Annotated in this window: 12 protein-coding genes and 1 tRNA gene; 4 read left to right on the forward strand and 9 right to left on the reverse strand. The window is 69.8% G+C overall.

The annotated features are described in order from the left end of the window. Window positions 1–54 precede the first annotated feature (54 nt). The 3 genes from M0R80_20685 to M0R80_20695 form a co-directional block, all read right to left on the reverse strand. Complete coding sequence (locus tag M0R80_20685) at window positions 55–453, reverse strand: type II toxin-antitoxin system VapC family toxin (protein ID MCK9462051.1); 399 nt, start codon at window positions 451–453, stop codon at window positions 55–57. An 8-nt stretch (window positions 454–461) separates the two neighbouring features. Beyond that, window positions 462–707: a type II toxin-antitoxin system Phd/YefM family antitoxin gene (locus tag M0R80_20690; protein MCK9462052.1), complete on the reverse strand. Its 246-nt coding sequence runs from the start codon at window positions 705–707 to the stop codon at window positions 462–464. Between the two features lie 144 nt (window positions 708–851). Further along, window positions 852–1,421 carry a CDK5RAP3 family protein gene (locus M0R80_20695; protein ID MCK9462053.1) on the reverse strand — a complete coding sequence of 190 codons (570 nt, stop codon included), beginning with the start codon at window positions 1,419–1,421 and terminating at the stop codon, window positions 852–854. Window positions 1,422–1,761: 340 nt separating this feature from the next. Between M0R80_20695 and M0R80_20700 the strand changes: the two genes are divergently transcribed. After that, window positions 1,762–3,423 carry a hypothetical protein gene (locus M0R80_20700; protein ID MCK9462054.1) on the forward strand — a complete coding sequence of 554 codons (1,662 nt, stop codon included), beginning with the start codon at window positions 1,762–1,764 and terminating at the stop codon, window positions 3,421–3,423. Here M0R80_20700 and M0R80_20705 read toward each other — a convergent pair whose 3' ends face one another. Then, the gene (locus tag M0R80_20705; GenBank protein MCK9462055.1) at window positions 3,424–5,115 is read right to left on the reverse strand and encodes a M28 family peptidase; all 1,692 of its coding nucleotides are present in this window, start codon (window positions 5,113–5,115) and stop codon (window positions 3,424–3,426) included. A 54-nt stretch (window positions 5,116–5,169) separates the two neighbouring features. Further along, window positions 5,170–6,894, reverse strand: coding sequence for a M28 family peptidase (locus M0R80_20710; GenBank protein MCK9462056.1), 1,725 nt, complete (start codon window positions 6,892–6,894; stop codon window positions 5,170–5,172). Between the two features lie 173 nt (window positions 6,895–7,067). Between M0R80_20710 and M0R80_20715 the strand changes: the two genes are divergently transcribed. Then, on the forward strand, window positions 7,068–7,430 hold the full coding sequence (locus tag M0R80_20715) for a hypothetical protein (GenBank protein MCK9462057.1): 363 nt from the start codon (window positions 7,068–7,070) through the stop codon (window positions 7,428–7,430). Window positions 7,431–7,454: 24 nt separating this feature from the next. Here the strand turns inward: M0R80_20715 and M0R80_20720 are convergent, their stop codons facing one another. The 4 genes from M0R80_20720 to M0R80_20735 form a co-directional block, all read right to left on the reverse strand. Next, entirely contained in the window at window positions 7,455–7,961 is a 507-nt protein-coding gene (locus M0R80_20720; protein MCK9462058.1) for a UpxY family transcription antiterminator, read from the reverse strand. A 3-nt stretch (window positions 7,962–7,964) separates the two neighbouring features. Further along, window positions 7,965–8,417: a 3-hydroxyacyl-ACP dehydratase FabZ gene (gene fabZ, locus M0R80_20725; protein ID MCK9462059.1), complete on the reverse strand. Its 453-nt coding sequence runs from the start codon at window positions 8,415–8,417 to the stop codon at window positions 7,965–7,967. Window positions 8,418–8,439: 22 nt separating this feature from the next. After that, window positions 8,440–9,231 (reverse strand): 1-acyl-sn-glycerol-3-phosphate acyltransferase, encoded by a 792-nt coding sequence (locus M0R80_20730; protein MCK9462060.1) that lies wholly within the window; start codon window positions 9,229–9,231, stop codon window positions 8,440–8,442. A 4-nt stretch (window positions 9,232–9,235) separates the two neighbouring features. Continuing rightward, window positions 9,236–9,322, reverse strand: a tRNA-Leu gene (locus M0R80_20735). A gap of 188 nt (window positions 9,323–9,510) precedes the next feature. Between M0R80_20735 and M0R80_20740 the strand changes: the two genes are divergently transcribed. Continuing rightward, window positions 9,511–10,755: a M20 family metallo-hydrolase gene (locus M0R80_20740; GenBank protein ID MCK9462061.1), complete on the forward strand. Its 1,245-nt coding sequence runs from the start codon at window positions 9,511–9,513 to the stop codon at window positions 10,753–10,755. Continuing rightward, window positions 10,756–12,120, forward strand: a complete 1,365-nt coding sequence (locus M0R80_20745; protein MCK9462062.1) for a hypothetical protein — start codon at window positions 10,756–10,758, stop codon at window positions 12,118–12,120. It begins immediately after the preceding gene. Window positions 12,121–12,243 lie beyond the last annotated feature (123 nt).

Raw genomic sequence — 12,243 nt, forward strand, 5'->3', positions numbered from 1 at the left:
TTAATCACCGGCGGAGGCCGGTCAAGAGGCCGGGCACCTCGCGCGGATCCCTCCCTATTCCTTGTCGGCGCGGAGCGTCTCTACCGCGTATCCCGCCAGCTGCGCGTCGGCCGTGGCGAGGACGAGCCGCTCGATCTGCGCCTGTGCGACGAGGAGCCTGCCGAAGGGATCCCTGTGGAGCGCGGGGAGCGACGCGACGCGGAGCGCGTGACGGTGCTCGACGGGCAGCGGGATCACGCCGTCGCGGACGAGCCGCGCGGGGACGAACTCCTCGGGCGGCGCCGGCAGCGGGAGCCGGCCGATCCGGTGCTTGATCGCGATCTCCCAGGCGCTCGCCGCCGAGAGGAACAGGTCGTTGCCGCGGTCCGCGATCCGCTCCCTCGCCTCGGCGTTCAGCCGATCCGGTTCGGCGATCATCCAGAGCCAGACGTGGGTGTCGAGGAGGATGCGCATGGGGGCGCTCAACCCTCGAACGCGTCGAGGACGTCGGCCGGCAGCGGCGAGTCGAAATCTTCAGGGACGACGACGGCGCCAGCGTCCGCGCCGAGCGCGCGCTGCGCCGAGCGGCGATCCGCCGGGACGAGCCGCGCTATCGGGACTCCGCTGCGCGCGATGACGATCTCCTCGCCGTTCTCGACCCGGACGAGCAGGCGGGAGAGGTGGGTCTTGGCCTCGTGGACGTTGACGCTGGTGGCGTGCTCTTCCATGCGGACTAAGCTAAATCACAAACATGACTAAGTCAATGCGCGCCGCGCTAAATTGTCGTGGAGAATCAGTAGGTACCGGACGAGAGGATAATGTTCGCCAAGCGAAATTTTAATAAACTTTTAAGGACCGTCCCTCTGTTTCCCCTACCACGCCCTCGGCTCGAACCCCGGCGTGTTGAGGAACACCGCGTCGTCGCCCGCATGGCCGATGACGAACATGCCGCGCCTCTCCGCGTACCGAGCCGTTTCGCCCGGGACGACCATCGCGGCGACCGCACCGAGGAGCCGCGTCTCCCGGTACTGCGGGAAAAGGAACCTGAACTTCCCGATCCGCTCGACGTGCTCGTCGACGTCGCCGGTCTCGAGCTTCGACTTCACCTCGACGACCACCGCATGGTCCGCGTTCACGACGAGCAGATCGATTTGCGCGGACACGCCGTCCCGCCCCGCCTCGAGATCGCGAAGCGTCTGATGCACCTCGATCCCCTTTTCGCGGAAGAGGCGAACGAGCCCCGGCCGCACCACGCCCTCGACGAACTCGCCGAGCCGGTTGCCGAGCCCGCCGATCTGCCGGCCGAGCTCCTTGAGCCGCCTGTCGAACTCGGCGCGCGACTCTGCCGCGCTCTTGTCGGCCTCGGCCTTGCGCCGGTCCGCCTCGATCTGCGATTGCCGAAACAGATCCCGGATCTCCTCGAACGAAACGTTGCTCTCCATCGCGAGCCTCCTCGGGAATCATATCGCACCGCCCCGCGCGGCGCACTTCCCTATCGGCCGTTCGCGTAAAAGGTTGCCGAAAATCGACCGCAGGCTCACAGCGACCAGCGCTCCGGGTCGTCCACGAGCTCCCCGAGGTCGGGCGCCGCCTCCACTGTCCATTCCGTCCATTGGGTCCTTCCTTTGGGTCCATTTCCGGGGTCCATTTCCGGGTTGGCCTCACAATGGACGAAATGGACGGAATGGACGGAATGGACGGGAAGACCAAAGATCCTTCAGCAAAAATGGTGAGGTTCGGTTACATAGTCCCAAAGAGATCGTTTTCGAACGAGGAGGCAACATGCGCTGGAACTGGATGCTGGCTCTCTCCCTGGCCGCGACGCTCGCGGCGTGCGGCGGCGACGACGACGGCGGCGGGAACGCGGGCGACGGCGGGCCGGACGGCTCGACCGACGCCGACACCGACACCGACACCGGGCCGGACCCGACGCTCGACTGCGCGGAGCTCGGCCTGCCGAGCGTCCCGTTCGTCGACGTCGAGGCGACCGACGCGCTCAAGGGCGACGCCGCGGACTTCACCGTGCCGACGACCGAGGGCGACTGGAACCTGAAGGCGAGCTGGTCCGGGTGCGACACGTACCTGTTCCTGCCCGAGAACCCCTCGCAGAACCAGGGCGACTTCGGGTTCCACTACTGGGAGTTCCAGGTCGACTTCGACGCGCTGTTCGAGGCGACGCCCAAGAACGTGCACTACTTCTTCGTTCCGGGCACGGGCAGCGACGTCGAGGCGACGCTCGCCGCGGTGAAGGAGAAGGTCGACGCGGCGGTCGACGCGCTCCCGGCCGAGGACGAGCCGTGGTGGGCGGATCGCGTGCACTACGTCACGGCCGCGCCCGCCGATCTGGGCAACTACGTCGGCGAGCTCCTGACGAGCCCGCGGTTCGGCTTCGGGATCGATCGGGCGCAGCGGATCCGGTACGTCGGCAGCTTCGCCGATCCCGGGCGCTACAACGGGTCGGTCGGCTGGTTCGGCCCCAACCTCAAGATGGCCGCGAACGAGGCCGTCTTCTACAACTTCGAGGCCGATCGCGCGGCCCGGCTCGCCGCCGAGGACGCGACCGTCGTCGAGCTGTGGGACATGGAGACGGCCAACACCGAAGAGACCCGCGATGTCGACGTCGACATGCCGAGCGCGGGCGAGATGGCCGGGTTCGACACGCTCGAGCTCGACATGGGGATGACCTGCGTCGGCGACGGCGAGTACGGCGACTGCCCGGCGTGGGACTACGACGTCTACCTCTATCTGTGCGAGGCCGGGGATCCGACGATCTGCGACGACGAGATCGGCCACTGGATCACGTCGTACCACCGCGAGGGGCGCTGGGTGCACGATGTGAGCGGGGTGCTCCCGCTCCTCTCGGACGGCGGGGCGCGCCGGTTCCGCATCGGGATCTCCGATCCGTGGGAGGTGACCTTGAGCCTGCGCTTCTCGAGCCAGGGCAAGGCCGCGGCGCCGTCCGAGACATACGCACTGTTCGCGGGCCAGTACAACTTCGACGAGAGCTACAACGCGAACTTCCCGGACGTCGTGATGGCGGTCCCGGCCGACGCCGAAAAGGTCGAGATCGCGTCCGTGCTCACCGGCCACGGCATGATGCCGCCGGCCAACTGCTGCGAGTTCGCGAACACCGACCACCACTTCATCGTCAACGGCGTGGACAACCTGCAGGAGTTCCCGATCGTCGAGGATCAGCTCGGCTGCATGGCGCAGATCGGCGACGGGACCGTGCCGAACCAGTACGGCACGTGGTGGTACGGCCGCGCGGGCTGGTGCCCGGGGAAGCACGTCGCGATGGTGATGACCGACGTCACGGATCAGGTGACGCTCGGCGCGGACAACACGTTCGAGTACGAGGGCTACTACGAGGGCGAGCCGTACGAGTGGAACCCCGAATACTGGGCCCACATCCACCTCACGTCGTGGCTCGTGATCTCGCGCTGACTACCTTTTCCTGTGGAACGGGTCGTCCGAATCGATCCGGGCGGGAGCCACGTCTCGGAGCATCGCCTCGTCGCTCGTGAGGTAGATCCCCTCGGTCCCTTCGACGAGCGGCTTCAACCCGGCGTACATCATCGACGCGGACATCCCGACGTAGCTCGGCCCGGAGTTGGCGGCCGTGTCGTCCGGCGTGTGGTAGTACGGGTGCGTCTCCAGCGCGCCGGACATCGCGCACACCGCCGGGATCCCCCACATGGCGAACGGCGCGTGATCCGAGGCGTACATCACCTCCCCGGGGATCACGCCCCAGTCGAAGCCCATGTCTGCGGCCGAGCCCGCCATGACCTGCGCGAGCCACGCGTTCGCGTCGTCGACCGCGCCGTACAGCACGAGGTTCGTGTCCTCGCCCGCGCCGACCATGTCGACGCTGAACGCAGCGACCGTCGAGTCGACCGGGTAGATCGAATGGAAGAAGTAGTGGATCGAGCCGCGCAGCCCGTCCTCCTCGGCGTTCCACAGGGCGAACACGATCGTCCGCGCCGGGGTCGCGCACTCGGCAATCAAGCGCGCGAGCTCCAGCACCACGGCCGAGCCGGAGGCGTTGTCGTCGGCGCCGGCGTACAGCCCGACGTCGTTCCCCAGGTGGTCGATGTGGCCGCCCACGATGACGACCTCGTCGCCGATCTCCGGATCCGTGCCCGGGATCGCGCCGAGCACGTTGGCCGTGATCACCTCGACGCTCCCCGTCTCCACGGAGATCGACGCCTCCACGCCCGTGAGGTGCGGACTCGGCTGGAGCGCCGCGTCGATGCCCGCGGTCCAAGTCTCGAGACTCGGGACCGCCGCCTCCATCACGTCGCGATCCACCCACACCGACGCGAAGTCGTCGGCGCCGGCGGCGCTGGCGAGGTGCTCGACCCCGGGCGGGTTGGCGTCGTCCTGCACGACGAGCATCGCCGCGGCGCCGTGCAGATCCGCGTTCGCAGCCTTGTACGAGAAGTCCCACAGGCACGGCTCGCCGCCGCACAGGCCGTTGTCCGGGCACGCCTCGGGGACGGTCGCGTCGTCGTCCGGGCCGTCGCGCACGACGAGCGCGATCCTGCCGTTCACGTCGACACCGCCGTAGTCGTCGTAGCCCGCGGACGGCAGCGGACAGTCCGGGTAGTCGGCCTCGTCGTACGGTGGCACGGTCAGGCCGTAGCCCACGTACACGATCTCGGCCGTGACGTCCGCGTCCCCTGTCCCGTGGAGGAAGGCGTACTCGTCACCGCCGGCGAGCGGATCCCCGTCGATCGCCACGGCCGGCGGGGAGAGGTAGTCGTCCTTCGTGAAGTCGAACGCCTGCCTGAACGTCCCGTCGTCGCCGACGGGCACGAGGCCGAGCGCCGCGAACCTTTCCTCCGCCATCTGCAGCGCGAGCTCGTTGCCATCGGACCCGGCCTCCCGTCCCCCGAGCTCCTCGCTCGCGAGGAACGCGACGTCCGCGAACACGCGATCAGGATCCACGGCGCACGGCGAGCCGTCCGGGCCCGCGTCCGAGTCGGAGTCGGTGTCGGTGTCGGCGTCCGTGTCCGACGAGCCGTCCGGGCCGGCGTCGCCGCCCGATGAGCCCGGATCGTCGCAACCGATGCAGGCGGCGAGCAGCACGGCCACCAACGACGGACACCATCGTGTCGTGCCGATTGGAAATCTCACAGCGCTCCTCCTGTCGAGCCCGGGGACCGTATCGTCCTCGCGATTTCGTCGTGACTACCGGTCCGTGACGAGACGCGTCCTGTAGTCCATGACGGCGGGATCGTGGGACAGCGTGCGCCCCTTCCCGTCGGGCAGGTACGCCTCCTCGGTCCCCTCGACGAGCGGCAGAAGGCCGGCGTACATCATCGCGGCCGAGGCTTCGAGGTCGTCCAGGGTGATGGTGGCGGCCGTGTCGGCGGGCGTGTGGTAGGTGGTGTGCTCGCCGAGCGTCGTCGCCATGGCGTTCGGAACGCCCAGGTAGTCGAACGGCAGGTTGTCCGAGCCGTAGCCCAGCGTGTCGATCGGAACCGCCGCCTCGGCGTCCCAGTCGTACCCCATCTCCGTCGCAGAGCCCTGCATCACGTCGAGCAGCCAGGAGTTCTGCGACTCGGTCGTGCCGTAGAGCGCGACGCCCGAGCCGTCCCCGACGCCGACCATGTCCACGCTGTACGCGGCGTACGTCGATGAGATCTGGAAGGCCGGGAACTGTGCGTACTCGGCCGAGCCGAGCAGCCCCTCCTCCTCCCCGTTCCACAGGGCGAACACGATCGTCCGCGCCGGGGTCGCGCACTCGGAGAGGAGCCGCGCGAGCTCCATCGTCACGGCCGATCCGGACGCGTTGTCGTCGGCGCCGGGGTAGATCTCGCCGGTCGTGCCGTCCACGCCGAGGTGATCGATGTGCCCGCCCACGATCACGACCTCGCCGCCGATCTCGGGATCGGTCCCGATGATCGCTCCGAGCACGTTTCCCGTGAGAACGGTGGTGACGGCGGCGGCGACGTCGATGGTCGCGTTCACGCCGGTCGCGTGCCGATCGGGGGAATGGGGAATGGCGTCGATGCCATCGGTCCAGGTCTGGAGATCCGGGATCGCCGCCTCGACGACGTCGCGGTCCATCCACACCGAGGCAAGGTCGGCGACGTAGCCGCCGCTCACGCTCGCGCCGGCCAGGATCTCGGCGGGGTTGTCGTAGTTCTGCACGACGATCATCGCCGCCGCGCCGTGGAGCGCCGCGTTTGCGGCCTTGTACGTGAAGTTCCAGAGACACGCGTCGGTGCCGCACAGACCGTTGTCCGGGCACGTGTCGGGCACCGTGTCGTCGTCGCCGGGGCCGTGGCGCACGACGAGCACGATCCCGTCGGTCACGTCGAGGCCTTCGTAGTCGTCGTAGCCCGTCGCCGGCAGCGGACAGTCCGGGTAATCGACGGGATCGTACGCGGGCACGGTCATGCCGTACCCCACGTAGACGACCTCGGCCGTGATCTCCGCGGTGCCCGAGTAGTTGAACACCGCGTATTCGGTTCCCGCCTCGAGCGCCTCGCCGTCGAGCGACACGGCCGGCGTCTCCTGGATGCCCCACGCGTCGAAGTCGAACGCCTGGCGGTAGGTGTCGTCGTCGCCCACCGGCTCGAGGCCGAGCTCCTCGAAAAGCTCCTCGGCGCGCTGCATCGCCGCCTCGTTCCCCTCGCTGCCCGGGTACCGGCCCTCGAGATCCTCGCCCGCGAAGTACGCGACGTCCTCGAAGATCCGCTCCGGATCCACGAAGCACGCGGCCGCGTCCGGACCCGCGTCCCCGTCTGCGTCGGAGTCCGTGTCCACGTCCGTGTCGGAGTCCGTATCGGTCGAGCCGTCCGGACCGCCGTCCCCGCTGACGGAGACCTGATCGTCGCACGCGCCCGCCGCCAGCAGGATCGCCGCCAGCGCCGCGAGCCAGCCTCTCGTGCCGAATAGGAAGCGCATCGCTCTCCTCCTTGGATCGCGGGCCGCACCCGCGTGCTCGTGAGCAGATTGCAGAACAATACACCAAAACGAACCCGCAATGGCGTACGACGCGCGCCCCCCCCAACGCAGCCGTTGACGAAACGCTTTCGGACGTCGAAGATGGATCATCGACCTGTGCGCGAGGAGGCCGCGTGCCCGGAGAGGAAAAGACGATCCTGCTCGTCGTCGACGACGAGAACGCGGTGTGCCGGGCCCTGCGGCGCATGCTCAGGAACAAGTTCGACGAGATCCTCGCCGTGGAGACGCCCGCGGACGCGGAGACGGTGCTCGCGTCGCGCCCGGTGACCCACGTCGTGTGCGATCACTGCCTCGGGCCTGGCCAGCCGGAGGGGCTCGCGATCGCGGGCGCGTGGCGGTCGGCGTACCCGTCGATCCGCAGGCTGGTCATCCTGACCGGGGTCAACCTGAAGAGCCTCTCCCCCGCCCCCGGGGTCGACCTCCTCCTGCCCAAGACGATCGACCCGGCCGACCTCGCGTCACGGCTCGTCGGCTGAGCCGCGGGGCCGGGAACCGGCCCCCTACAAGAGCGGCTGCACCTGCTCCGCCGTAATCGGGACGGACACGCCGCGGCCGAGGAACTCGACCTCGACGACGAGCCGCGGCTTCCTGTCCGCGGTCACGTGCAGCACCCCGACCGCGCCCCGGAAGCTCCCGTCGACGACCGTGACCCGCTGCCCCTCGCGGACGAGCGGGTGCGGGCGCGCGGCGCCGTCGCCCTCCTCGACCAGGATGCGCAGGCTGCGGATCGTCTCGTCCGGGACCGCCGTCGGCGCGTCGCCGAAGCCGACGAGACGCACGACGCCGGGCGCGCGCAGCACGGCGATGCGCTGCCCGCTCGCGAGATCGAGGCGCACGAAGACGTACCCGGTGAACAGCGGGCGGGAGAGCACGACGCGGCGATCCGCGCGCTTCGAGGCGACGCGGTAGGTCGGGAGGAAGTGCTCGACCCCGCGCGCCTCGAGCAGCTCCGCCGTGACGCGCTCCTGATTCGAGCGGACGTGGGCCGCGTACCAGGCAGCGGGCAAGAGCTACCCCCCGACCTTCGCGAGGGTGAGGGTGCCGGCCGCCACGTCCTTGCGGCGGGTGCGGGCGCGCACCTTGAACGCCACGAGCGGCCCGAGCGCCCGATCGAGCTTCGCCTCGAGCACGAGCGTCTCCCCCGGGCCGACCGGGCTCGTCCACTTCATGTCGGCGCGCGCGAGGTAGAACAGGTCGCCCTCCACGCGCTCGCCCCTCTCTATCGCCGTGAGCGCGACGAGGAGCCCCGAGGTCTGCGCGAGCGCCTCGGTGATCAGGACGCCGGGCATGATGGGCTGTCCGGGGAAGTGCCCCGCGAAGTGCGGCTCGTCGGCGCGCAGCTCCCGTTCGGCCTCGATCGCGACGCCGGGCTCGAAGCCGACGACGCGGTCCACGAACAGGAACGGCCGGCGGTGCGGCAGGATCCGCTCGATCGTCTCGGGGCCGAATGCGGTACGCGTCATGTGCGCCTCCATGGTCCGGCGGTCAGCGGGCGAGCCCGCGCAGCTCCCGCGCGATCGCCCGGTGCGCGAGCGCGCGGAGATCCGAGGCGCGATCCCGGCTGTCCCGGGGCAGCGCGCCGAGCACGCGGATCGTCCACGCCGCCCGCCGCGGCGTCAACAGCGAACCGCGCGCCGGCGTGAACAACGGGAGATCGGAGTGCATGACGACCGGGACGACCGGCACGTCCTCGGTGATCGCGAAGCGGAAGAACACGTCCGCGAACGGGAGGAGCTCGCCGCCCGAGCCGCGCCGGCCCTCCGGGAAGACGAACAGCGGCTCCCCGGCCGCGAGCGCGCGCCGGCACCGGTCGAGCCCGTCCTTGAGCGCGTCGGGCGAGCTCCTGTCGAGGGAGATGCAGCCCATCCAGCGGATGACCAGCCCGAGCAGCGGGAGGTTCGCGTACGCCGCGCTGACCGGCATCCGCACGCGCGGGAAGAGCGCCAGCGCGAGCAGCGCGTCGAGCCAGGAGGTGTGGTTCGCGACGAAGACGCACCGGCCACGGCCGACCTCGGCGGGGGTCGGCAGCTCGGCGAAGCGGTGCACGCCGATCGCCGCGGCGAACCTGCCGAAGAAGAGCCACAGGAACGCCGCGCCGAACCGCCGGATCGCCGCGTAGTCGCGCTTCCGCTGGGCCAGCGCGACGAGGGCGATCGCGGGCAGCGCCGCGATGAGGACGAGGTTGACGATGACCCAGGCGGTGTAGCCGGCGAAGCCGACCGTGCACCAGCGGAAGAGGCCCGCGGTGGGGGCCGCTGCGCGTTCTCGTCGACTCATGCTCTGGTGCGCGGAGGGGGACTCGAACCCCCATGGAGAAACCCCCACCAGGCCCTCAACCTGGCGCGTCTACCAGTTCCGCCATCCGCGCAAAGAAACGGGTGCAAAGAGCAATCTGCGCCACGAGGGGCCGCCGAGCGAGTGCGATTTATCTTATTTGGCGCATGACGTGTCAAGGACTTTGAGGCCCCGCGAGAGGCGGTTTGACCGCGCGGGCCGGCGCAACTACACTCCCCTTGAAAACACGGGGGTCATTCGGGGGGTTACGAGGAGGTGCGCATGCCGTTCGCGACGATTTCGAAGAAGATCGACACCTACCGCGACGCGGTCATCGAGCTCGAGCGCGGGCTCACGGCCATCCCGGCGCTCAGCCCGACGTACGAGGCGCCGCCCGAGCAGACCGGCGAGGCGCGGAAGGTCGCCTTCCTGAAGAGCTACCTCGCGAAGCTCGGGATCACGCAGCTCGAGACGATCGACGCGCCCGACCCGCGCGTCCCCGAGGGCGTGCGCCCGAGCCTCGTCGCCCGCATCCCCGGCCGGTCGCGCGACCGGACGATGTGGATCATGGCGCACACGGACGTGGTGCCGCCCGGGGATCTCGAGAAGTGGCAGTCCGATCCGTGGCAGCTCCGCGTCGACGGCGACAAGATCTACGGCCGCGGCGTGGAGGACAACCAGCAGGGGCTCGTCTCGGCGGTCATGCTCGCGAAGGCGCTCCTCGAGTCCGAGGAGGCGCCGCCGTGCGATCTCGCGATCCTCTTCGTCGCCGACGAGGAGTGCGGCTCCAAGTTCGGCATCCACTACGTGCTCGAGCACGCCAACCCGTTCAAGGCGAACGACCTCATCGTCGTCCCGGACGGCGGCGCGGCGGACGGCACGGAGATCGAGATCGCCGAGAAGAGCATCATGTGGGTGAAGTTCCAGCTCAAGGGCTCGCAGTGCCACGCGTCGACCCCGGAGCGCGGCCTCAACGCGATGCGCGCCGGCGCCAACCTCATCGTGCGGCTCGACGAGACGCTGCACCGGGAGTTCGCGGACTCCGACCCAGTGTTCGCGCCGCCTACGAGCACGTTCGAGCCGACCAAGAAGCTGAACAACGTCCCGGCTATCAACATCGTGCCCGGCGACGACGTCTTCTTCCTCGATTGCCGCGTGCTGCCGAAGTACAAGCTCGCCGACGTCCTCGAGCGGATCGACGCCGCGTGCCGCTCCGTCGAGAAGGACTTCGGCGTCGAGGTCGCGGTGAGCTTCGAGCAGAAGGAGGAGGCCGCACCCCCGACCCCGGCGGACGCGCCGGTCGTCGGGCTGCTCAAGAGCGCGGTCAAGGCGGTGTACGGCGTGGACGGCAAGGCCGTGGGGATCGGCGGCGGCACGGTGGCCGCGAACCTGCGGCGCGTGGGGCTGCCCTGCGTCGTGTGGTCGAAGATGGACGAGACCATGCACGCCCCGAACGAGAACGCCTGCGTCTCGAACATCCTCGGTGACGCGAAGGTCCTCGCCCACGTGCTCTTCGCCGGGAAGTGAATGAAGAACCGCCGGCCCGATCGGGTGTGGCGGCGCTTGGCCATCGCCGCGCCGCTGTCGCTCGTCGTCCACCTCGTCGTGCTGATGCTCTCGCGGCCGGATTACGTCCCGGTCGCCGACGTCGCCGTCAACCTGGACGTGGTCGAGGCGGCGCCCGGTCCGCCACCGACGGCGCCCGAGCCCGCGCCGCCCGAGCCCGAACCCGAGCCCGCGCCCGTCGCACCGTCGCCGAGCGAGGAGATCGCGGTAGGCCCCGAGGAGCTTCCACAGCCACCCGCGACCGACGGAGGGGTCGCCGACGCGGACAGGGACGGCGGCCCGCAGGCGCTCGCCGCGGCCGAGGGGGACGCGGGCCCCGGCGAGGGCGGGATCTGCCTGCACGACCTGTTCCCGTACGCGCCCGACGACCCTTCGTGGATCGCGTGGGTCTCGATGGCGTCGTTCCGGGGCACCGAGTTCGAGGGCGGCTTCTCGCGCCTCCTGTCCTCTTTCACGATGTACCGGGAGATGGTCGGCGCGTCGGGCCTCGATCCGGGAGAGGACGTCGAGGGGTTCCTCGTCACCGCGGATCCGTTCGACGATCCGCGCAGCTACCGCGTGATCGCGACGTACGATTCCGGACAGCGCGCCCTGCTGCGCGCGCTCACGGAGAGCGGCAAGGGGCGGGACGGCTACCGGACGACCGAGACGACGACCGGCTTCGAGGCGACAGCTCCAGGCGCGTACCGCTGGCACCTCGTGGGCAACGGCCGAGTGCTCGCCGTCACCTCCGAGCCCCCTGCGGGCGCCGCCGGGAGCCCTATCGAGGGGCCCGACGCCGGCGCCGAAGCGATCGCCGCCCCGACCCACCCGGAGTGGCCGCGCGCCGTGACGTGCATGGTCGACGTCGGGGAGAAGAAGAGGAAGAAGGACGCCCCGCCGCCGTTCGGACAGCTCGTCCGCGGGCTCGTCGGCCCGGACGCGGGAGGGCACTGGCCCGCGGCGATCCTCGCGACCCGGGATCCGAGGGCGATCGGCCTCCCGCGCCCCGACGCGCTCCCGGCCGCCTTCCTCTGGGCGTACGCCGCGGCCTACTTCTCGGAGCCGACGCGGATCGAGGGCGCGGTGCAGCTCGACGGCACGGACGAGCAGGTCGCGGCGGTAAAGGAGAGCTGGCGCGCCATGATCGCGGGGGCGGCGAAGGATCCGTTCCTCAAGCTCGCCGGGCTCGACGGGACCCTCGACGGCCTCGCGATCGCGCAGGACGGCTCCCGGATCCGGTTCACGCTGCCCCTGACCGGGCGCCAGATCCAGGCGGCGCTCATCATGCTGGAGATGCAGGCGGGCGGGATCGACGCGCAGATCCTGCGGAAGCGGGCACGCTAGATTCTTCTACCGCCTTTCGCTTGCGCCCTCCACGTACAGCTGTGTATATAGTTTCCACTTTGTTCTCAGAGTAGAATTCGGAAGGAATTTTACGGCGTGTGGGCCCGTGACCCACCTTCGAGG

Source organism: Pseudomonadota bacterium, from assembly GCA_023229365.1.
Classification (GTDB): Bacteria; Myxococcota_A; Polyangia; order JAAYKL01; family JAAYKL01; genus JALNZK01.

Bases quoted from the DNA above. Each gene is read 5' to 3' on its own strand.
- M0R80_20685 (MCK9462051.1), bottom strand. From the start codon at position 453: ATGCGCATCCTCCTCGACACCCACGTCTGGCTCTGGATGATCGCCGAA.
- M0R80_20690 (MCK9462052.1), bottom strand. From the start codon at position 707: ATGGAAGAGCACGCCACCAGCGTCAACGTCCACGAGGCCAAGACCCAC.
- M0R80_20695 (MCK9462053.1), bottom strand. From the start codon at position 1,421: ATGGAGAGCAACGTTTCGTTCGAGGAGATCCGGGATCTGTTTCGGCAA.
- M0R80_20700 (MCK9462054.1), top strand. From the start codon at position 1,762: ATGCGCTGGAACTGGATGCTGGCTCTCTCCCTGGCCGCGACGCTCGCG.
- M0R80_20710 (MCK9462056.1), bottom strand. From the start codon at position 6,894: ATGCGCTTCCTATTCGGCACGAGAGGCTGGCTCGCGGCGCTGGCGGCG.
- fabZ (MCK9462059.1), bottom strand. From the start codon at position 8,417: ATGACGCGTACCGCATTCGGCCCCGAGACGATCGAGCGGATCCTGCCG.
- M0R80_20730 (MCK9462060.1), bottom strand. From the start codon at position 9,231: ATGAGTCGACGAGAACGCGCAGCGGCCCCCACCGCGGGCCTCTTCCGC.
- M0R80_20740 (MCK9462061.1), top strand. From the start codon at position 9,511: ATGCCGTTCGCGACGATTTCGAAGAAGATCGACACCTACCGCGACGCG.
- M0R80_20745 (MCK9462062.1), top strand. From the start codon at position 10,756: ATGAAGAACCGCCGGCCCGATCGGGTGTGGCGGCGCTTGGCCATCGCC.